The organism is Haloplanus litoreus, from assembly GCF_045690335.1.
In the GTDB taxonomy this organism is placed as follows: Archaea; Halobacteriota; Halobacteria; order Halobacteriales; family Haloferacaceae; genus Haloplanus; species Haloplanus litoreus.
Genome location: NZ_CP147874.1, coordinates 1,074,551 through 1,095,699 on the forward strand (window position 1 = coordinate 1,074,551; position 21,149 = coordinate 1,095,699).

A 21,149-nucleotide genomic window follows, 5' to 3' on the forward strand; every position below is an offset into this window, starting at 1 on the left:
AAGGTTCCTGAGGAACTTTTATATTAAACTAGTCGTATCCTCCAGGTATGTCAGGAAACGACACGATTCGGGTGTTCCACCTCCCATTCTCGTTCATGCTGCCACAGCGCGTCGCGGCCGACCGGGGCTACTTCGCCGACGAAGGACTCGACGTCGAGTTGATCGAGCGGGATCGGACCTGTGTGACGAACAAGTACATTCCCGCCGAGGAGACGCTGACCGGCGACAACGACGTCGACCTCTATCCCATCTGCAAGTGGGAGAGCCTCAAGCGAACGTGGGAGTTCGACGACGGCCGCATCGTTGCCAAGGGGACGTTCGCCGATCAGCCCTACGCCGTCTTCGTTCATCCCGACTCGGATATCGAGGCGCCGGCGGACCTGGCGAACACGCCCGTCGGCGTCAACCGGCGTACAGGGCAGGAGTACACCGCGATTCGGGCGCTGGAAGAGCACATGGACGAGGACGAGGTGGTCATCGAGGGGCACGGGATGCCGACCGACCGTCTGCGGGCCCTCCGCGACGGCGAGGTGGCGGCCGTCACCCTGCTCGACCCGCATATCACTCTCGCCGAACACCTCGGCTTCGAGAAGGTACTGGAGTTCGAGAACCACATGGGCGTCGTCGGTGCCGAGGGTCTGGAGGGTGAGACTCTCGACGCCTTCATGCGCGCCTACCGCCGGGCGGTGGAGACGATCAACGCCGAGCCGTCGGCCTACCGCGACCAGTACCTCGACATGCTCTGGAAGGACAGCGAAGTCGCACCGGACCTGTTCGCGGACGTCGACACCGACGCCGTCCGCGAGGCCATCGAGGTCCCCGAGTACGAGGTGCCGGAACTCGCGGACCGCGACGACCTGAACTACCACCTCGACTGGATGAAGCGCCGACAACTGATCGACGCCGACGCCGACATCGACGCCATCGTCTCCCCGGTACGGTGAGTCGGCGCCACATCGACGCCCAGCAGGCCGCCTTCGACGAGTATCACGACGAGCCGGGCGCCCTGCCGACCATGCGGGCGCGGTTCGAACACAACGGGAGTCCGCGCTACCTGCTCTATACGATCAAGCGGTTCGGGTTCGACCGGGACCACGGCTTCCACCTCGATGTCGAACTCGTCTCGGACGAACTGGAGAGCGGGATGGAGACGATTCGAGAGCGGCTCGACGGGGGCGGGACCGACCTCGTCGACACCGACTACATCTCCGTGGCTCGCGAGCGCGCCGAGGGCGCCGACATCGTCGCCATCCACCCCTACGGGCGGACCGTGGGTGGTCTGGTCGCGCCCGAGGAGACGGACATCGCGGGACTGGAAGACCTCTCGGGCAAGCGCCTCGGCGTCACTCGCCGTCTCGACAAGAACTGGATTCTGACGCGGGCGGCCTGTCGGGAGTTCCACGACTTCGACCCCGACGAGACGGCCACCCTCGTCGAGGCCGACTCCCGGGACAGCCTCACACGCATGATCCGCGAGGGTGCGGTCGACGCCGGCTTCCAGTTCTGGCCTCTCGTGCCCGAACTCACCGAGACCGGGCCGTTCGTGGAGGTCCTGCCCATCTCCGAACTCGTCCAGCGACTGTCCCGCACCGACCGGAAACTCCCCATCGCGACGTTTCTCACCGGCGAGTCGTCACTCGACGCGAACCCGGCCGCAGTCCGGGCGTTCGCCGCCGCCGCCCGCGACGCGGTCGATCGCCTCGTCGCGGACGACGACCTCTGGGTCGACATCGCCGACCGCCTGATGCGCGTCGACGACCCCACCACCGCCCGGGCGGTGCGGGACGGCTGGCGTGACATGGTCGTCCGCGACTGGGACGCGGAGACGGTGGCGGGGATGTACCGGCTGTTCGACCACCTCGAGTCCGTTGCCGGTGCGGAGGCCCTCGGTGTCGCGGAGATTCCCGACGGGACGTTCCGCCCCGAGCCGTGAGCGATATATATGAAAGTTTCCAAGGAAATTTTATCAGGGTTCAGTCGTACCCTGCGGTATGCCGACTGACGAGCGCATCGCGGCGGGCCATCGGGGGCGCCCCGACGGCGACGCCACGCGTGCCGAGGCCGTTTTCGAGTCGTCGCTCCGGACAGCCGCTTCGACACCGGGTGACCGATGAACCGGAGCCATATCGACGCCCAGCAAGCCGCCCTCGACGAGTATCACGACGATCCGGGCGCCCTGCCGACCATGCGGGCACGGTTCGAACACAACGGAAGTCCGCGCTACCTGCTCTACACGATCAAGCGGTTCGGGTTCGACCGGGACCACGGCTTCCACCTCGACGTCGAACTCGTCTCTGACGCCCTCGAAGACGGTATCGAGACGGTCGAGGCCCAACTACAGGAGGGCCACGCCGACCTCATCGACATCGACTACATCTCCATCGCCCGCGAACGCGCCGAGGGCGCGGACATCGTCGCCTTTCACCCCTACGGGCGGACCGTGGGCGGCTTGGTCGCGCCCGAGGAGACGGACATCGAGGGACTGGCGGACCTCTCGGGCAAGCGCATCGGCGTGGTGCGTCGTCTCGACAAGAACTGGATCCTGACGCGGGCGGCCTGCCGGGAGTTCCACGACTTCGACCCCGACGAGACGGCGACGCCCGTCGAGGCCGGCTCGAAAGTGGAACTCACGCGGATGATCGAAGCGGGTGAGGTCGACGCAGGCTTCCAGTTCTGGCAGATCATCCCCGAAATCACGGAGACCGGTCCCTACGAGAACGTCCTGCCCGTCTCCGAACTGGTCCAGCGGCTCTCGGAGACCGACAACAAACTCCCCATCGCGGCCTTCCTCACCAGCGGCGAGTACCTGGACGAGCAGACCGAGACGGTGCGGGCCTTCGCCGACGCCTACCGCGACGCGGTCGACCGCCTCGTCGCGGACGACGACCTCTGGGCGGAGATCAGCGAGAAACTCATGACGTACGACGACCCCGACGTGATGCGCGCGGTGCGGGACGGCTGGCGTGACATGGTCGTCCGAGACTGGGACGCGGAGAGCGTCGACGGGATGTACCGGCTGTTCGATCACCTCAAGTCCGTCGCCGGCGCGGAGGCACTGGGCGTCGAGGAAATCCCCGAGGGAACCTTCGAGACCGATCCATGACCGAGACAGTCACCTTTCAGCTGAACTGGGAACCGAACGGCTTTCAGGCACCGTACTTCCTCGCGCGTCGCGAGGGGTTCTACGCGGACGAGGGCCTCGACGTGGAGTTCGTCGAGGGGCACGGCTCGCCGTTCGCCGCCGAACAGACCGCGAAGGGCCGGAGCGACCTCGGCCTCGCCGGGGAGCGCCGTCCTCTCGGTCCGAAGCCGTGGCCTCGAACCGCTGGCAGTCGCCGCGGTCAGTCAGAAGACGCCGGCGACCATCTACAGCCTCCGGGACGTGTTCGGCGAACCGTTCACCGACCCCGAACAGCTTCGGGGTCGGACCGTCGGTCCCTCGGCGACCAAGACCCGCATCCTCACCTTGCAACTGCTCGAAGACCGGGGCATCCGTGACGAGGTGACGGTCAACGACGTCCAGAAGCACACACACCACCGCGTCGAACACCAGTTGCTCGACGGCGACGTCGACGCCGCGGTGGGCGTCGTCACCAACGGCAAGGAACTCGAACGCGAGTACGACCGCACGGCCGACGAGCTTCTCATCGGCGACTATCTCGACGTCTACGGGATGACGGTCGTCACGAATCCCGAGTTCGCCGCGGACAACCCCGACACGATCCGATCGTTCCTCCGGGCGACCGCCCGTGGCTGGGAACTGGCGACGAACGACCCCGACCGGGCCGTCGACGCCCTGATCGACCGGAACGCACAGCTCGAACACAACCGCGAGGTCGAACACATGAAGTTCCTCGCGTCAGCCGAGGACCTCCAGTTCACCGAGTTCGTCCGCGAGTCCGGCTGGGGGCACTTCGACGCGGGGCGATGGAAGAACCTGGCCGAGATGCTCGCCGAGACCGACCTGCTCGAATCGCCGGTCGATCCCGAGGCGGCCTGGACGAACGAGTACGTCGACGACACGGAGCCGGTGATCGCCGACTACGCGGAGCGGATCGGCCGCTAGGCCCCGATCCGCCACAGTGCGCGGTAGACGGTCCAGAGGTCGCGGTCGACCCGCCTCGCGACGGCCGTCACCGCGTCGAGATACCGCCCGTACGCGGCGGCCGTGAGCGACGCCGGGTACGGTTCGGCCAGTTCGCCGGCGGCACGCAGGGCGCGCCACTCCCGGCCCCCGACGGCGACGTACTCCTCGGGGTGGGTAAAGGCCAGAAACGCCGACGCGACGGCGATGTCGACGCCAGTTAACCGCGTTAACGCTCGAAGTTTACCCTCCCGATCCGTTGCCGCCGCCGCGCCGGTGATGGCGTCGACCATCTCCTCGTAGTCGTTGTCGAGGAAGCGTTCCTCGGCGCGCCGTCGCTCAGCGTCCGGAATCGACCGGCGGCGGTAGTACCACTGCACGACCCACTCGGCGTCGCGTCGTCCGTACTCCCCGGCGGCGAACGCCCGGGGTAGCGTCTCGGTGTGCTCCCGTTCGACCAGGTCGAACGGTTCTTCGCGTCCGTACTCGTCGGCCAACTCGTCGACGGTCGCCTGCGTGAGGGGGGCGACGTCTTCGTCGACGGTCGGTCCGTCTCGGTCGCTCATACGGGTCCGTACTCGCCGCGACGGGTGAACGTTTCCGTTTTCCCAAATATCTACGTGTACCGACTCGAAGTGCCGACTGAGCGGTTTTCGCACGGTACTCGATGACAACATTGATGTTCGACCGTCCTGATTTTTACACACAATGTCATCAGAATCAAGCGACGAATCGGACGGGCCGACCAAGACGATCTGCCCGTACTGCGGGGTGGGCTGTGGGATCCAGATCGCACAGGACGACGAGGGCGAAGTCACCTTCCGTCCGTGGGGCGACGCGCCGGTCAACGAGGGGAGCATCTGCATCAAAGGCGGCGCGGCGACGCAGTCCGTCAACCACGAGGACCGACTGACCGAGCCGCTCATCCGCGACGACGACGGCGAACTCCGTGAAGCCTCTTGGGACGAGGCCTACGACCTGATCGTCGACGAGATGGAGCGCATCCACGACGAGCACAGCGCACAGGGCATGGGCTTTTACGGCTGTTCGAAGGCCATGAACGAGGAGAACTACCTCATCCAGAAGCTCGCCCGCCGCTACGGAACCAACAGCGTCGACACCTGTACGCGGATGTGCCACTCCTCGACGGTGTACGCGCTGCGCAACAGCCTCGGCGCGGGTGCGATGACCAACAGCATGGAGGACTTGGAGGAGGCGGCGGACGTCTTCTGGATTCAGGGCGCCAACCCCGGGGAACAGCACCCCATCGCCAACAGCCAGTACTTCCGCCAGGCCGTCTTGGAGGAGCGACCGTCATTCAGGTCGACCCGCACGCGAACAAGACGACGCGGTCGTTCGACATCGACGAGACCGACCGTCACATGCACCTCCAGCTGGAGCCGGGCACCGACATCCCCCTGCTGAACGTCGTCATCAAGACGATTCTGGAGAACGACTGGCTCGACGAGGAGTTCATCGCGGAGCGCACACAGGGCGTCGACGATCTGAAGGAGACTCTCGAGGACTTCGACAAGGAAGCCGCCGCCGAGGAGTGTGGCGTCCCCTCGAGGACATCGAACTCGCCGCCGAGAAGTACGCGATGGCGAACAACGCGGCCATCTTCACCGGCATGGGGATGAGCCAGCACACCTGTGGCGTCGACAACGTGCAAAACGAGATCAACCTCGCCCTGATCACGGGCAATCTCGGCCGACCGGGAACGGGTGTCAACCCGCTGCGCGGCCAGAACAACGTCCAGGGCGCCTCCGACGTCGGTGCGATGCCGAACGTTCTCCCCGGCTACCGACAGGTCGACGACCCCGAAATTCGTGCGGACGTCGAGGAGGTCTGGGACTTCGAGATTCCATCCGAACCCGGTCTGACGAACGTCGAGATGTCTCACGAGATCGGTGACACGATCCACGGGCTCTACATCATGGGCGAAAACCCCGTGATGAGCGAACCCGACACCAACCAGGTCGAGAAGCGTCTCGAAGAACTCGACTTCATGGTGGTTCAGGACATCTACGAGACCGAGACGGCGGAGTACGCCGACGTGATCCTGCCCGCGACCTCGTGGGCGGAGCGCGACGGGACCGTCGTCAACACCGACCGCCGCACCCAGCGGATGCGCGGCGTCGACAAAGTCCACCCGAACACGAAACACGACCTCGACATCCTCTGTGACGTGGGTCAGCGGCTCTTCGACGACGGGTCCTTCGACTTCGAGGGTCCCGAGGAAGTGTTCGAGGAACTCCGCCAGGTCGCGCCCATCTTCCACGGGATGACCTACGACCGCCTCGGCGAGGAGGGTATCCACTGGCCCTGCCTCGAACCCGGCGACGAGGGCGATCCGTACCTCTACGCGGACGGTTTCACCACCGAGAGCGGCTACGGACAGATCGAGGGCGTCCGCCACCAGCCGCCGAAGGAGACGCCCGACGAGGAGTACCCGCTCATCCTCACTACGGGCCGCATCATCGAACACTACAACACGGGGACGATGAGCCGGCGGTCCGAGACGCTCAACCGTGTCGAACCCGAGAACTTCGTCGACGTCCACCCGAACGACGCCGAAACGTACGGCGTCGAGGACGGCGACTACGTGACGCTCAAGTCCCGTCGCGGCGAGATCGAGGTCCAGGCTCGCGTCACCGAGGACATCAAGGAGGGCACCGTCTGGACGACGCCACACTTCGCCGACTCCGCGGGGAACCGGCTGACCAACGACGTTCTCGACGAGCGCGCGAAGATTCCGGAGTACAAGGCTGCTGCCGCCGAGATAGAGGTCACGGTCGAGGCGGACGCCGACTCCACCGACGCGCCGGCGGACGACTAATACGGAGCGTTGTAACCGTTTCCCGACCGGTCGCCGTCGCGTGTCGGTGAGTCGCCAGTACTGGCTTGCGACGATCCGTACAACGGCGCCACGCGGTTTTTTATCGCTCGTTCAGGTCTTCGATCAGGCGGACGTTGCAGTCCTCACACGTCGCCATCAGTACCCGTTCGGACTCGGTACAGCAGGTTTCGACCGTCTCTGTCTCCTGATCGTCGAGGGACCCGCCACAGAGCGGACAGGAGCCGAGATACTTTCGGAGGTCCCGAAGCGTCGCTTCCCGTTCGTCGGCGTCGAGCGACGTCCACGGCTCCCGGCCTCGCTCCTCGAGCACCGACGCGGCCGCGACGTCGGCCAGTAGCGCGGACTCCGAGAGCCACTGTCGCAGGCCGCCGTCGACGACGTAGGCCACGTCGCCGGGGACGCTCGACGCCTCGTCGACGCCCAGTAGCGCCGCGACGTCGTCGTCGCTCACCCCGTCGGTTCGCATCGACGCGATCCGGTCGTCCCACGCCGACGCGAAGCCGTCGATCAGACGCCCACCCTCGGGTGTCGCCCGGACGGCCACCCCCTCGACCGGCCGTAGCGTCTCACGCAACTCGAGTTCCTTCCCGAACCGTTCTAAGAGCCACGGTGGGAAGTACCGCACCGTGAGCGTCGGCGTTCCGGGTACGAGGTAGCCGCGGAAGTAGATGGCACCAAGGCCGCCGACGAGGACGACCAGTCCGCCGAGTGGCGTGAACACGAACGTGGCGACGGCGGCGGCGACGAGCGTGAGACAGACGTTCACGACGGTACACGGGAGACAGCGATTCTCGCCCGTGTACTCCGGACGGCGCAGACGGTCGCCGACGGCGGTGAGTTCGTTACGCATCGCTGTCCGGTAGGGTGTACACCTCGAAAAAAGCTGTGTGCGAAGCCGACTACTCGTCGCTGTTGCGCCGCAGTGCGCCGTAGGCGCCGGCACCGATGGCGGTCACGGCCGCGCCGACGCCGAAGCCGGGGCCGCCGCCGCTCGTCTCGTCGCCGCCGTCGCCGCCGTCGCCACCGTCGCCACCGTCGCCGCCGTCGCCGCCGTCGCCGCCGTCGCCGCCGTCGCCACCGTCGGAGGTTTCGGTGGGCGTCGCCGTCGCCGTCGCCGTCGCGCCGCCGGAGACGTTGAACTCGCCGCCTTCGCCCATGTGTTCCTCACAGAAGTACTCCGCCAGGTTGGCGGGTGCCTGGAACTGAATGGTCCGCGTCTGTCCCGTCTCGAAGACGTACTCGCCGCGGCGCACGACGCCGTCGTCGGTCGTGACGACGAGGTTGTGACGCGCTGGCAGCCCCTCGCTCTCGGGGTTGTAGCTGTTGGTCCACTCGATTGCGTAGCGGGTTCCAGCCTCGACCTCGAGCGTCGGATTGGTCGTCCCCGCGATGCTGGAGGGCGCACGACCGACGAAGCCGTCCTCGGTCAGTTCGAGTTCGAAGGTCGTGTCTACCTGCGCTGTCGCCGATCCGACGGCCCCAGCCAGTCCAGCTGTCGTTGCTGCAGCACCGATCAGGAACGTTCTTCGCGTCGCCATGTCCGATCCGTGTATCCCACATCAAATAAAATTACGGGATATTATCCCTGAGTTTCACTCTCACAGTATCTAAATACGCTGTCATCGCACCGTGAAAAAACGGGATCGTGGCGGGACTCTACTCGCTGAGGCCGAAGACGGCGACGGTGCTGCCACGGCGACCGCCGTGGAGCCAGCCGGAGCCGCCGACCTGAACCGCGACGTACTGTTTGCCCTCGCCGGGGTCGTACCAGCTCGAGAGCGACGAGCAGATCGGCGCACCGAGCTGGAACTGCCAGAGACGGTCACCGTTCTCGCCGTCGTAGGCGACGATGTTGCCGTTCTGGGTACCCGTGAAGGTGAGGCCAGTCGCGGTCGTGATCGAACCGCCCCAGAGGTAGTCGCTGGTCTGGTCGGAGGAGATCCAGTCGCGCCAGACGCGCTCGCCGGAGACCGGATCGACGGCCACGATGGCACTGAGGTTGCCGTTCCAGTTGTCCGGCGCGTCGACGTCGGGCCAGTCGTTGAGGCCGCCGCCCCAGTAGGTCTGACCGGCTTCGTACTGCGCCTCTTGCCAGAAGATCTCGTGTGGCGCGTTGTTCTGGTTCATGTACACCAGCCCCGTCTCGGGGTTGTAGGACGGGGCTGCCAGTCGTTCCCACCGTGCGCACCGGGGACGAAGGCGACCCGACGGTCCTCGTCGGCGTGCGGGACCATCTTCCACATGTTGATGTGCTGGGTCGTCTCCTGAGAACGCTCGAGCAGGCGGCCGTTCCCGGCGTCCATCGTGTAGACCCAGGCCGTCTTGCCGGGGCTGATGACGACGTCGCGCGTCCCGTCGCCCATCTCCATGTCGTTGACACGGATCTTGGGCGCCGAGGAGTCGTAGTCCCACACGTCGTGGGGCGACTCGCCGTAGTGCCACTGGACGGAGCCGTCGTCGGCGCTGAGGGTGAGCGTCCCGATGGTGTAGCGGTTCGGACCAGGACGGACCGTGCCGTCGAAGTCCGGACCGGGGTTGCCGACCGGAGCGTGGATCATGCCGCTCTCGGGGTCGAGCGTCGGCGTCATCCACACGGTACCGGCACCGTGCTCGTGGGAGTCGCCGGCCCACTCCTCGGCGGGCGTCGTGTTCGTGCGCCAGATCTCGCTGCCGTCGTCGGGGTTGAGGGCAGCGACGAAGCCGCTGACCCCGTACTCGCCACCGGCGGAGCCGGTGATGACCTTGCCCTCGTGGACGATAGGGGCCCACGTGGCGGAGTAGCCGATCTCGTGGTCACCGGTCGAGGTGTACCACTCCTCTTCGCCGGTGTAGCGGTTGAGCGCCACGACGCCGGAGTCGAGGGTGGTCATGTAGACCTTGTCGCCGTGGACGGCGAAGCCCCGGTTGTTCGCGTCACAGCAGAGAAGCAGCCCCTGCGGGTTCGCGTACGTGTAACTCCAGAGCGTCTCGCCGGTGCGGGCGTTGATCGCTTTCGCGTGGTTCGGCCCGTTCGTCTGGTACATGACCGGCGGGTCGCCGGGCACGACGATCGGCACGCCCTCCATGCTGGAGGCGACGCCGCTCTGGACCAGATACTCGAGTTCGAGGTCCTCGACGTTCTCTGGCGTGATGACGTCGGCGGTCGTGTGGCGCTGCTGTTGATAGCCGCCGCCGTACATCAGCCAGGACGTCGGGTCCTCCTTCGCGGAGGCCTCCCGCATCTCCTGCGTGACGTCTTTCTCCGGGATCTGGTCGATGTCGAACTGCTGCGTGATCGACTCGTCGGGGAGATTGGTCAGCGTGTAGCCGTCCTCGACCTCCACCATCTCGATGTTCTGTGCCGCCTGTACCGCTTTGTCGTGTTCGTGAATGCTAGCCATGCGTTACGCACCTCCCGTGCGCGGGGCGCGCATTTCGTCCGTGATGCGCATCACGTCGTTCGTCAGATCTTCCTGTCCGACGATCATCATCGCCGCTCCAGCCGACAGCGCGGCGGTCAGCTGTGCGTCGCTGAGTTCGCCGGCGCCGGCGAGATCTTCGGCGGCGTTGGCGAGCAGATGCAGTCCGGCGTACATCTGCTTGAGGTCCCCGTAGTTGTTGTCGAGGATGGTGTCCGTCAGGAGTACCTCGTTCTGCCAGAGGTACGTGTCGAGATAGTCCGTCCACAGGAGCGTGCCGGCCGCCGCTCGCTGCTGGAGCGGGGCCACGTTCGCTGGGTCGAACCCTTCGACGCCGGCCGGGATGTTCTTCGTCGGCACCCACATGGCCAGGCGTTCTTTGTTGTTGACGACGTTGACCATCGTCGAGGTCAGCTCCGCCTCGGTGTACCCGATCTCGAGAAGCGCGGACGCGAGCGGTGCCGTGTTGATGAGCTCGCGAGCCGTCGCACCGATGTGCTCGGGCGTGAACTCCGGCAGGTGCTCCTCGGCGCTCTCGAAGAAGCCGACTTCGACGAGATGCTCGTGGATCGCCCAACCGGGCTCGGCGAGTTCCTGATACGCTGTACTGTCCTCAGCCGGGACCCCCATCGCACGGAGTTCCTCGAGCTGAGCGATCTGTTCTTCCAGGGCGGCGAGTTCGCTACTCAGCAGACCTGCGTCCAGTTCCCCGGTCAGGTCTTCGCTGATGGCCTCGCCCATCGCGGCGAGTTCCCCCGCCGTTTCCCCTTCTACTTCTCCCCTGAGGTCGCTCAGGGTGAACTCACTACCTGCTGCCACTGCGCCGGTCAACCCGACGACCTTGAGGAACTGTCGGCGATCCTCCTGGTCGATCTGGGGCATTCCGTTTACATATTGCGACATGCCATACCACTCCGTAAGTAGCGTAGGAATTGTCTATATTTAACTTTGTGATATATTTCACAATTGAAAACGTAAATTAAATATGATTGAGTATGTGTCTATAGCGCAAACATCCGCTGGCGATAGAATGGCGGCGTCTACCCGCCGTTGCCGAATTTGTTCGGGCTATCGGACGACGATCGTGCCGATCATGCCCGACGCCGCGTGCGGCACGCAGACGCGTGTACTCACCCGTCGTTTCGAAGGTGTGCCGATAGGTGGTACCGGCCTCGTTGAGCGAGACGTGGTTGATGTCGTCGCCGGAGATGTCGTAACTCGCGAACGGCTCCGCCCCCTCGGGCAGCGAGACTGCGGAGTGTGCGTCGGGGTGGCCCGACACGTTGTGGCCGCCGGATTCGAAGACGAACTCGACGGTGTCACCCTGAGAGACGGCGGTGTTGTCCGGTTCGAACTGCAGGCTCCCGCCCGGCCCGACGGCGATGGTCGCGTCCGCCTCGCCGGCCGGCGTCGAGGTGGCCGTCGCCGTCGCCGTGGCCGTCGGCTCCGGCGTCGAGGTGGCCGTCGCCGTCGCCTCGCCCCCGCCGTCGCCGCCGTCGCCGCCGTCGCCGCTGTTTCCACCGGAACACCCCGCTAGCCCGGCGAGGACGACACTGCTGAACGTGGCTGCGAATTTTCGCCGCGACAGGAACTCCTTCGGCTGCTTTGAGACCATCGGCTCGAACTTCGGTTTGCATCTAATAAACCTAATGAAGTCGCGGCAGGGACTCCCACGCATACGGCCGAACGTGTGGGATACGAAACACCATCGCGCTCGCTCGCCTGCAGTTTATATATGGCTCGGTGCCAAGGGTCGACCGTGCGAGTTCGAGAGTTTCCGGTCCTCGGCGACGAGGACGAACGAGTGGTCGAGGCGTTCGCCGCGGGACTCGACCGCGAGGCGGCACGCGTCCTCGCCTACCTGGTCGGCCGGGAGGACTCCGACCGGTTCTCCGGCGAGGCCGCGTCGCGGTTGGCCGTCCGCGTCGGCGTCGACCTGGGCCGCGGCCGCGTCTCCGACGTGCTCTCTACGCTCACGGACCGTGAGCTGATCACCGAAACGACCGTCGAGAGCGAAGCGCCGGGGCGCCCCCCGAAGGGATGGCGCGCCGACGCCGGCCACGACGAGACGCTCGCCCGGGTGCGCGCCCTCCACTCCGCGGCGCTGCTGGATCGGGCCGCGTCGGTCGCCGCGACCCTCGGGAACGACGTCGACGTGGACGTCGGCACTCCCGCCCCGGACCGGGACGCGGGAGTGGTCGACGTGGGGCTGAACTGGGAGCCGAACGGTCTCCACGCCCCCCTGTTCGCGGGGGCGTACGCCGACCGCGGCGTCGACGTGACCCTCTCCGGGCGTCGTGGGTCCCATGCCGCCCTGTCGGCCGTCGCCGACGGCGACGTCGACGTGGGACTCACCGGCGCGGCGACGTTCCTCCGCGCGAACGCGGACGGCCACGACGTGATTCCGCTCGCCCTGTACTACCAGCGAGCGATGGTCGTCCTCTACACCACGCGGGAGACGTTCGGCGGGCCACTCCGGAGCGTCGAGGACGTTCGGGGGCGCCGGGTCGCCATGCCCGACGGCTCCGAAACCGGTGCGCTCGGCCGCCTGTTCCTGTCACAGGCCGGCGTCGTCGACGACGTGACAATCGTCCGTGCCGACGGGGAGGAGCGGGCGGCGTTGCTCGACGGCGACGCCGACGTGGCGACCGGCGTCTTCACCGACCCCCTGGAACTGGAAACCGACGGGCACGACGTGGACTCCGTGCTCGTGGCCGACCACTTCCCGGTCCCCGGCCCCGCCTTCGTCGTCCGCCGTGAGACGCTCCGGGACCGCCCCCACGCACTCCGGGGTTCCTCGAGGGGGCGATGGCCGGGTGGACCGCCGCCCGACTCGACCCCGCGGCGGCGGTGGCCGACCTGGGTGACCGTAGCGACGAGTCTGCCGCGGTGGAACGCCGCAAACTCGAACAGGCCCTCGACCGCTTCGCCGGGAGCGACGACGTCGAGAAGAACGGTTGGGGATGGCACTCCGCCGAGACGTGGCAACGCCTCCGGATCGCCCTGAAACAGGCGGACGCACTATGATCTCGGTGGAGAACCTGTCGGTTTCCTACGGCGATCTGCGCGCCCTCGCCGACGTGTCCCTCGACGTCGCGGACGGCGAGTTCGTCACGGTCCTCGGTCCCTCGGGCTGTGGCAAGACCACGCTCCTGCGGACCATCGGCGGACTGGAAGTGCCAACGACTGGCGAGGTAACCGTCGACGGTGACCCGCCCGAAGTCGCCCAGGCGGACGCCCGCCTCGGGTTCGTCTTCCAGGAACACACCCTCCTCCCCTGGAAGTCGGCCATCGAGAACGTCACCTTCCTTCGGCGGATGGCGGGCAAGGACCCCGATCCGGAGGGGGCTCGCGACCTGCTGGCGACGACCGGACTGGACGGGTTCGAGGACGCTCGCCCCGGTGAACTCTCCGGCGGCATGAAACAGCGGGTCGCCATCGCCCGGGCCATCCACCTCGGCGCCGACGTGTTGCTCATGGACGAACCGTTCGGCGAACTCGACGAGATTACGCGGGACGAGATGAGCGTCGAGATCCTCCGTCTCTGGCGCGAGAACCGCAAGACCGTCGTGTTCGTCACCCACAGCGTCCCCGAGGCGGTGTTCCTCGGCGACCGCTGTGTCGTCGTCTCGGGTGCCGCCGATCCCGCCGATCCGACGGATGGCGACGACGCACCCGGTCGGATCGTCGCCGAGTTCGAAGTCGACCTTCCGCGCCCCCGAGACGAGTCGGTGTTCGGCTCCGAGGCCTTCGGCGCGCAGGTCGCCCGGGTTCGTCGGGCGCTCCACGACGACGCATGAGCGTCGCCGAACGCGTCCCGTTCCCGGACGTCACCCTGCCGGTCGCGGGCCTCGTCGCCGCCGTCGTCGGCTGGTGGGCCGTCACCGTCGCCGTCGCCGTGCCACCCTTTCTCCTCCCCGCGCCGACCGACGTCGCCGGTCGCCTCGCCGGCAGTCCCGAACTCTACCTGTCCCACGCTACCGAGACGCTCCGGAAGGTGCTCGTCGGTGGCGTCGTCGGGGTGGCCGCCGGCTTCGCCATCGCGCTGCTCGTCGCCACCGTCCCCGTCCTCAAGCGAGCGATCTATCCCTACCTCGTCGCGATGCGCGTCCTCCCGAAAATCGCCGTCGCGCCCGTCTTCCTCATCTACTTCGGCGTCGGCTTCGGCACGGCCGTCCTCTTCGTCGCTCTCGTCGTGTTCTTCCCCGTCGTCGTCGGGACGACGGCCGGGCTCTCCCGCACGCCCGAGTCCCACCTCGACTTGCTCCGCTCCGTCGACGCCGACCCCGTGCGGACGTTCCTCGCGGTCCGCCTGCCCCACGCCCTCCCGGACGTGTTCGCCGGCCTGAAGCAGTCCGTCACCCTCGCCGTCGTCGGCGCCGTCGTCGCCGAGTGGATCCTCTCGAACGACGGCCTCGGCTCGCTGATCCTCGTCGCCTCCGAGAACGTGCAGGTGGACGTGATGCTCGCGGCGCTTGCAGTGTTGCTCCCCATCGGTCTACTCCTCTACGGCGGCGTGACGCTCTGTTACCGGGCGGTCACGTGGCAGGGAGATTAGCCCCAGTCCAGTCGCCGCTCGACCGCCGCGGGCACGAGGTAGAACCCGAGGCCGAGGAGCGTGAGGACACCGAGCGAGGCGAAGGTGGCACTCGTCTGCAGGAACTCGGCGGTGTGGAAGAGTTGGTAGCCGAGGCCGGACTGGAGGGTGAGAAACTCCGCGACGACGGTGCCGACGACGGCGAGCGCCGCCGCGAGTTTCACGCCGGCGAAGACGCTCGGTGCGGCCGCGGGTACCCGCACTCGGAGGAACGTTCGGACGGGTGGTGCCCGGACCGACCGGGCGAGGTCGGTGTACTCCCGGGGAACCGACCGAAGGCCGTCGACCGACGCGATGGCGACGGGGAAGACGGTCATGGTGGTGACGAGGGCCGCACGAGAGAGGACGCCGTCACCGATCCAGAGGAAGACGAGGGGGGCGATGGCGATCAGCGGCGCGATGCGAAGCGCGATCAGGTAGGGGTGAAGTACCGCCGCCGCCGCCCGCGATCCGACCATGGCGAAGGCGAGCGTGAGACCGACCACGACGCCGCCGACCAGACCGAGCGCCGCCGTCGTCGCCGTGACGCTCGCCGCCCCGAGTAGCGTGTCGCGGGTCGCGAGAACGGCCGTCGCCACGTCCGCGGGGGCAGGCAGGACCACGGCCGGCACGCCCGTCGCGGTTACGAACCACTGCCAGCAGCCGACGACGACGACGAACACCGCCGTCGGTGGCCAGACGTGTGCGAGCGCCGACCGCACGGCACCGCCGCTCGCCGTCGGCGTCCCGATGGTCGTGAGTCGTCGGTCGGATGTGGCCATCAGATCACGTCGGCGTAGGAACCCACGTACTCCGAGTCGGTGTCGAGGTAGTCGTTCGTCCAGACCGCGTTCGGGTCGACGTCGTCGCCGAGGGCGTCGGCGTCCGCGAGGGCGTCGTGGACGACGCTCCACGGTTCGGCCGTGCTCCACCCCCAGCCGTGTTCCCTGACGGCGTCGCTCAGCATGAACTCCGCGGCCATCGTCTCCCACTTCCGTCGTTGCTGCGCGCGCGATTCGGCGAGGACGCCGTTCGCCTCGATCAGCAGGTCCGTCGCCTCGTCCGGGCGCTGGTGTGCCCACGCGGCCCCCCGAGCGGTCGCCCGGAGGAAGGCCCGGACCGCCTCGGGGTTCGATTCGGCCCAGTCCCGGTTCGTGGCGATCACGTGCCCGTAGGAGGGTATCGCGTTCGCGACGGGGACGCTGTCGACGGTGTAATCCTGCGCTTCGGCGCTGATGGCGTCGCCGAAGACGCCGCCAGCGGCGTCGATTTTGCCCGACAGGAGCTGCTGGACCGTGTCGTAGCCCGTATCGACCATCTCGACGTCCTCGCGGACGCCCGCCTCCTCCAAGAGCAGGGCCGTGAGCCTCCGGACCATCCCCGGACCGGTACCGACCGTCTTGCCCGCGAGCTGTTCGACGTCGGTCAGCTCTCCGCCGAACGTCTCCCGGGTCGAGAACACCACGGCCGGACTCTTCTGCATGACGACCCCAACCGACTGCGGCGAGAGGTCCCGACTGTTGATGTTCAGCACCTGGTCGCTGCTGGTGACCGCGAACTCGACGTTGCCCAGACCGGTCTGCTTCGCGGAGAAGGTCGACCCCTCGCCCGTCTCGATGGTGTCGAGCGTCAATCCCTCCTCCTCGTAGAAGCCCTTGGCCTTCGCGGTGAAGTAGGGCACGTGGAGACCGCTCGGCTTCCAGTTGAGAAGTAGCGACGACTCCCCCGGAATCGGTGTCCCCGTGGCGGTGCCCGTCGGCGTCGCCTCCCCGCCGGCCCCGGCGTCGTCCGTCCCGCCGAGACACCCCGACAGCCCCGTCGCACCCGCCGCACCCGCCGCGACGAGAAACGACCGTCTCGTCGGTGTGGATTGCATACGCGGCTATCAGGACACGCACAAGATAAAAATTCCGGTGAAATATTTATTAACTAACTCCGATCTTGTCCTCCGGCGGCGACCACTCGAACTCCAGTTCGAGTTCAGCTGGCGGTGGGTCTCGCCCACGAACTCCACTTCGACCTCGATCGGTTCGTCGAACTCGAAGGGAATCTTCCACTCGTCGGTCGAGATGGTGAGGCGGGGTTCCGATTCGATCTGGTCGGCGAGGTCACGGAGAAACGCCGCCGTCGACTCCCGGGAGAGTCGAACCTCCCGTTCGAAGTAGCCGTCGGTGACGGTTCGTGGGCCGTCGTTCGCGTCCGGCAAATCGGCCATGGGGTGCTGTAAGAGGAGAGAGGTAAAATAGTGTGCGTCCCAAGGTCGGACGACAGATGTCTCTGTTCGACGTTCTCGGGAGCAAGGCGCGACTGCAGATCATCCGCGAACTGGCTACGGAGCCACGGTACGTCTCCGAACTCGCCGACCGCGTGGGGATGGACGGCAAGACGGCCGTCCACCACCTCTCGACGCTCGAGGACGAGGGCATCGTCGAGAGCTACCGAACCAGCCGACGCAAGTACTACCGACTGACCAAGCGCATCGAACTCCGCGCCTCACCCGAACCGGACCCCATGTTTCTCCTGCACGCCGACGACGTCGACGAGGCCGAGCGGTCCCGGTAGCTCCCGGACGCCACGCTCCCAGCTGTATGTATAATAATTCAATGGACGTTACTACTCGCGTACTAACATACATAACAGTCGACTGCTAGCGACGGGGCATGGTACGAACGCGGATGGTCGTCGGTATCGTGTTGTTACTGTCGCTGCTCGTCGCCTCTCCGGCCGCGTCCGCGGTCGCTCAGGATCTCGGGGTCGACGGCCCGGCCGGGACGGTCGTCGCACAGGACGCGGGCGAAGGGGGCGAGGAAGGCGAAGCGGGTGAAGAGGAAGAAGGCGGGATCGAGGGTGCCATCGAGGGCTTCATCGAGGCGCAGGGAACCATCGGCGCGGTGATCGTCCTTCTCGGCGGTATCCTCCTCCTGACGGCGTGTACGGAGAAACTCATCAGCTACCTCGCCCGTGCGTCGCTCAACATGAAGATGTCGCTGTTCGCGCTCGCGATCATCTTCACCGGCTTCGAGTTCGACGACACGATCCTCGCGCTGGTTCTCTCCAGCGGCGGGCTGGAAGAGGCCGCACTCGGGACGGCACTCGGCACCGGCCTGGCGATCATCGGTATTACGCTCGCGGTGGCCGCGATCATCAAACCGTTCCCGGTCGACTTGCCGACGGACTACATCGTCATCTTCGGACTCGCGCCGCTCATCCTCGTCCCGTTCGTCCTGCTCGGGACGCTGACGTTCGTCCACGGCGTCGTCCTGACCGCCTTCTTCGTGTTCGCGTTCGCGTACTTCATCGTCCGCGAACGGCAGCGCGACATCCCGGTCTTCCGAAACACCGAACTCGGACAGGAACTCGAGGATCTGCGAACCGACGGTGGGATGGCACGCCCCAACTCGGTCGAGGAGATTCCCGAAGACCGTCTCCTCGGTGACCTCGCCAACTCCGGCATCGTCTGGATCGGCCTCTCCATCCTCGCGCTCGCGGGTATCGTCTTCGCTGCAATGTTGCTCGAAGGCGGGTCCGAAGTCGTGATCGAAGGGTTCGGTATCGAGGAGACCGTCTTCGGGGCGACGTTCCTCACACTGATCCTCACGTTCGAGGACATCATGCTCACCATCGAACCGGTCCGCCGTGGCTTCCCCGAGATCGGCGTCGGCAACGTCATCGGAAGCGTGCTGTTCTCCGTGACCGGCAACATCGGCGTCATCATGTTCCTCAGCGAGGTGGACATCTCGTCGTCCGTGCTCACGTTCCACCTCCCGGCCATGATCATCGTGACCGCGCTGGCGGCCTACTTCTTCTACGAGGGGGAGATGAAGCGCTGGCACGGCTACCTGCTCGGCGGCCTCTACGTCGCCTACTGGGTCATCGCGCTCGTCGTGTTCAGCGGCGTGCCGATCGGGGAGTAAGGCGGGTTCGTCGACGCTTTTTTGACGCCGATCCGTCGGTGAGCGACCGCTCGGTCACACCACGTAGTTCGCCACCCAGTACGCGGCGTACGCGGTGAGCAGGATCACGCCCGTCGGCCGGCCCACTTTCCCGCGGTAGAAGGCAACGGCGACGACGAGGAGTGTCCCGAAAAAGAAGGGCCAGTGGACGGTGACGACGGTCCCAGACGTGTTCAGGGGATGGACCATCGCGATCAGCCCGGCGTTGGCGCTGACGAAAAACAGCATACTCCCGACGACGTTGCCGACGCCGATGTGAGGGTGCCCCTGCCGGACGGGTTCGACCGTCAGGAACAGCTCCTCGAGCGACGCGATGAAGCTCATCACCGTCGCGCCGAAGGCGAGACCGGTCACGCCGAGGAGCGTCAGGAGCGCCTTCGCCCCCTCGACGGCGAGTTCGGAGCCGACGGTCATGCCGACGATGGCGACGACGGCGACACCGAGAAACGCCGGTCCCTCGTACTTCTCGGGGACGCGCTCCTCGACGAGTTCGTCGACGTCGAGGTCCAGATCCACGTCTAGGTCGAACCACTCCCCGCCCTCCTCCCCTCCCTCGTCACCGCTTTCGGCCGTGGTCTCGTGTTCCTCCTCCATGATCTCGACTTCCTCGGCCGAGAGGTAGCGGGTGTCCGTGTAGCGTTCGAGCGTGTAGATGATGGCGAGGTAGGGGAGGAACGTCGCGGTGAGGACGACGCCGTCGAACCGGGAGAGGGTACCGTCGAGGGCGAGGCCGAAAAAGAGGAACGGGGCGAGCAGGGTGATGCCGAGGTAGTTTCGGGGGACGTCCGTCTCGAAGGGAACCAGCACGCCGGCGATGCCGACGGCCGCCCCGAGGATGAAGAGCGCCTCGCCGAAGACGGTGCCGAGTGCCAGGTCGGGTAACTGGTCGTACGCCGCCGCGATGCCGAGGATCACGTTCTCGAGGTCCGTCCCCGCGAGGACGACGGTCAGGAAGAACCCGGAGACGCCGAGGGCGAGCGCCCCCTCCGCGACGGCCTCGATGAACGCCTCGACGCTGACGATGACGACGACGACGCCGATCAGGAACAACGCGACCGACACCAGTTCGCCCGACAGTCCGAGTACCATGAGGGTTGACGGGGGATGCGCCCACCGCTACATAAATCCCATCCCACAGGTTCGACGCCCCGTCCCGCCGTCGACGGGGATGGCATCCCCCGTCGAGGTGTCTCCCGAACTTGAGCACGGCGACCCGGGGTGTCTCGTTGACGTCCGGCAGGACGGCGTTCGCGCTGACCGCGACGAGTGCCGCCGCCTCGTCGACGTCGCTACTAGTGGCAGTCATCGGGGCGGCGTCCCCGCCGAATCCGGGTCCACGCGGCGACGGATCGCGCGGCTCCGTACCCCGTCACCGGTGTCGGAAGTCCCGCCGTGGACGACTCCCAAACGGTAAAGTCGGTCCGTCTCGCGAGAGTGGATATGAACGGGTGCGCCGGCACCGGGAGGCGGTCGATTGCCGTCCACGCGGCCACGACTCCGCGGTCCGGGGTGGTGGGATGAGTCTCATCGCCGTCGTCGAACTCGACCATCCGGATCTGGCGCTCACGCCGACCATCCGCTCGGTGGACGCGTCGATTCAGGTGGTCTCACACACCGCGACCGACCCCGAGACGGGGATGTTCTTCTTTCTCGTCGAATCCGACTCCTTTCCCACCTTCGAGGCGACCCTCGACAGCGACCACACCGTCGAGGAGTCGATGCTGGTCGCCGAGGCGTCGTCGACGCGCATCTACCGACTCCGCCACACGCCGGGCACGAAACTCATCTCCCCGACCACCACCCAGATGGGGGGGCTCATGCTCGAAGCGGAGAGCACCGCAACCGGCTGGTCGGTGCGGATGCAACTCCCCGACCGCCGGACCCTCGGCACGCTCTGGGAGTACTGCGACCAGGAGGGCATCGAGTTCGACATCGATCACATCTACAGCCTCGACGAGTTCTCCGTCGACGACGGCGTCGGACTCACCGACGCCCAGCGTGAGACGCTGGTGACCGCCTACGAGGCGGGCTACTTCGAGGAACCTCGCGGCACGTCGCTCCAGGAACTGGCCGACGATCTGGATATCTCCCCGACCGCCGTCGGCGGCCGGATCCGCCGGGGAACCTCCCGACTCATCGCACGGACGCTGATCGAAGACGAGTGAGCGCCGCGGCCAGCGCAGTCCGGCGGTGCGGCGGATCACTGCCCGGTCGCCGACGGCCCGTCCGGGAGACGTGGTCCACGGCTACGGATATAAACGTCTCAGGTGAGACACCC

The 21,149-nt window shown here is 66.6% G+C and carries 19 protein-coding genes and 3 pseudogenes; 12 read left to right on the forward strand and 10 right to left on the reverse strand.

All coding sequences use genetic code 11. From position 1 onward, the window contains the following. Positions 1-47: 47 nt before the first annotated feature. From V8686_RS05815 to V8686_RS05835, 5 genes and pseudogenes are all read left to right on the forward strand, one after another. Positions 48-944: an ABC transporter substrate-binding protein gene (locus tag V8686_RS05815; protein ID WP_379703012.1), complete on the forward strand. Its 897-nt coding sequence runs from the start codon at positions 48-50 to the stop codon at positions 942-944. Continuing rightward, complete coding sequence (locus tag V8686_RS05820; RefSeq protein WP_379703013.1) at positions 941-1,933, forward strand: ABC transporter substrate-binding protein; 993 nt, start codon at positions 941-943, stop codon at positions 1,931-1,933. The genes V8686_RS05815 and V8686_RS05820 overlap by 4 nt, the downstream gene beginning before the upstream one ends. Positions 1,934-1,991: 58 nt before the next feature. Continuing rightward, positions 1,992-2,114, forward strand: a complete 123-nt coding sequence (locus V8686_RS05825) for a hypothetical protein (protein WP_379703014.1) — start codon at positions 1,992-1,994, stop codon at positions 2,112-2,114. Further along, entirely contained in the window at positions 2,111-3,103 is a 993-nt protein-coding gene (locus V8686_RS05830) for an ABC transporter substrate-binding protein (protein WP_379703015.1), read from the forward strand. The genes V8686_RS05825 and V8686_RS05830 overlap by 4 nt, the downstream gene beginning before the upstream one ends. Beyond that, positions 3,100-4,066 (forward strand): annotated as a pseudogene (locus tag V8686_RS05835) (ABC transporter substrate-binding protein). Before V8686_RS05830 ends, V8686_RS05835 begins: the two are co-directional and overlap by 4 nt. Here V8686_RS05835 and V8686_RS05840 read toward each other — a convergent pair. Further along, the gene (locus V8686_RS05840; protein ID WP_379703016.1) at positions 4,063-4,650 is read right to left on the reverse strand and encodes a hypothetical protein; all 588 of its coding nucleotides are present in this window, start codon (positions 4,648-4,650) and stop codon (positions 4,063-4,065) included. The pseudogene V8686_RS05835 and the gene V8686_RS05840 sit on opposite strands and share 4 nt — an antisense overlap. 142 nt (positions 4,651-4,792) lie before the next feature. Between V8686_RS05840 and fdhF the strand changes: the two are divergent. Then, positions 4,793-6,923 (forward strand): annotated as a pseudogene (fdhF, locus tag V8686_RS05845) (formate dehydrogenase subunit alpha). A gap of 100 nt (positions 6,924-7,023) precedes the next feature. Here the strand turns inward: fdhF and V8686_RS05850 are convergent. From V8686_RS05850 to V8686_RS05870, 5 genes and pseudogenes are all read right to left on the reverse strand, one after another. Further along, complete coding sequence (locus V8686_RS05850) at positions 7,024-7,794, reverse strand: hypothetical protein (RefSeq protein WP_379703017.1); 771 nt, start codon at positions 7,792-7,794, stop codon at positions 7,024-7,026. Positions 7,795-7,843: 49 nt separating this feature from the next. Further along, positions 7,844-8,482, reverse strand: coding sequence for a PGF-CTERM sorting domain-containing protein (locus V8686_RS05855; protein ID WP_379703018.1), 639 nt, complete (start codon positions 8,480-8,482; stop codon positions 7,844-7,846). 118 nt (positions 8,483-8,600) lie between these two features. Beyond that, positions 8,601-10,324: pseudogene (locus V8686_RS05860) on the reverse strand (outer membrane protein assembly factor BamB family protein). A 3-nt stretch (positions 10,325-10,327) separates the two neighbouring features. Beyond that, the gene (locus tag V8686_RS05865) at positions 10,328-11,224 is read right to left on the reverse strand and encodes a hypothetical protein (protein WP_379703019.1); all 897 of its coding nucleotides are present in this window, start codon (positions 11,222-11,224) and stop codon (positions 10,328-10,330) included. 97 nt (positions 11,225-11,321) lie between these two features. Further along, positions 11,322-11,957, reverse strand: coding sequence for a plastocyanin/azurin family copper-binding protein (locus V8686_RS05870; RefSeq protein WP_379703020.1), 636 nt, complete (start codon positions 11,955-11,957; stop codon positions 11,322-11,324). Positions 11,958-12,101: 144 nt separating this feature from the next. Here V8686_RS05870 and V8686_RS05875 point away from each other — a divergent pair, with 144 nt between their 5' ends. Genes V8686_RS05875 through V8686_RS05885 form a run of 3 tightly spaced genes read left to right on the forward strand, consistent with a single transcriptional unit; the run spans position 12,102 to position 14,900 of the window. Continuing rightward, entirely contained in the window at positions 12,102-13,349 is a 1,248-nt protein-coding gene (locus tag V8686_RS05875) for an ABC transporter substrate-binding protein (RefSeq protein ID WP_379703021.1), read from the forward strand. A 16-nt stretch (positions 13,350-13,365) separates the two neighbouring features. Next, positions 13,366-14,142, forward strand: a complete 777-nt coding sequence (locus tag V8686_RS05880; protein WP_379703022.1) for an ABC transporter ATP-binding protein — start codon at positions 13,366-13,368, stop codon at positions 14,140-14,142. Then, positions 14,139-14,900, forward strand: coding sequence for an ABC transporter permease (locus V8686_RS05885; protein WP_379703023.1), 762 nt, complete (start codon positions 14,139-14,141; stop codon positions 14,898-14,900). Before V8686_RS05880 ends, V8686_RS05885 begins: the two co-directional genes overlap by 4 nt. Here the strand turns inward: V8686_RS05885 and V8686_RS05890 are convergent. From V8686_RS05890 to V8686_RS05900, 3 genes are read right to left on the reverse strand one after another with little or no spacing between them, the layout of a single operon-like run. Then, entirely contained in the window at positions 14,897-15,700 is an 804-nt protein-coding gene (locus tag V8686_RS05890) for an ABC transporter permease (RefSeq protein ID WP_379703024.1), read from the reverse strand. The two genes, V8686_RS05885 and V8686_RS05890, sit on opposite strands and share 4 nt — an antisense overlap. Next, a complete protein-coding gene (locus tag V8686_RS05895) occupies positions 15,700-16,794 on the reverse strand; it encodes an ABC transporter substrate-binding protein (RefSeq protein WP_379703025.1) in 1,095 nt (364 codons plus the stop codon). Before V8686_RS05895 ends, V8686_RS05890 begins: the two co-directional genes overlap by 1 nt. Positions 16,795-16,803: 9 nt before the next feature. Continuing rightward, entirely contained in the window at positions 16,804-17,133 is a 330-nt protein-coding gene (locus V8686_RS05900; RefSeq protein WP_379703026.1) for an amphi-Trp domain-containing protein, read from the reverse strand. A 56-nt stretch (positions 17,134-17,189) separates the two neighbouring features. Between V8686_RS05900 and V8686_RS05905 the strand changes: the two genes are divergently transcribed. Together V8686_RS05905 and V8686_RS05910 are read left to right on the forward strand one after the other, a co-directional pair. Then, on the forward strand, positions 17,190-17,480 hold the full coding sequence (locus V8686_RS05905) for an ArsR/SmtB family transcription factor (protein WP_379703027.1): 291 nt from the start codon (positions 17,190-17,192) through the stop codon (positions 17,478-17,480). Between the two features lie 98 nt (positions 17,481-17,578). Next, positions 17,579-18,832 carry a sodium:calcium antiporter gene (locus V8686_RS05910; protein WP_379703028.1) on the forward strand — a complete coding sequence of 418 codons (1,254 nt, stop codon included), beginning with the start codon at positions 17,579-17,581 and terminating at the stop codon, positions 18,830-18,832. A 54-nt stretch (positions 18,833-18,886) separates the two neighbouring features. Here the strand turns inward: V8686_RS05910 and V8686_RS05915 are convergent, their stop codons facing one another. After that, positions 18,887-19,960: a sodium:calcium antiporter gene (locus V8686_RS05915; RefSeq protein WP_379703029.1), complete on the reverse strand. Its 1,074-nt coding sequence runs from the start codon at positions 19,958-19,960 to the stop codon at positions 18,887-18,889. Between the two features lie 428 nt (positions 19,961-20,388). On the opposite strand from V8686_RS05915, the gene V8686_RS05920 reads away from it, so the two are divergent. Next, entirely contained in the window at positions 20,389-21,036 is a 648-nt protein-coding gene (locus V8686_RS05920) for a helix-turn-helix domain-containing protein (protein WP_379703031.1), read from the forward strand. The last annotated feature ends 113 nt before the right edge of the window (positions 21,037-21,149 follow it).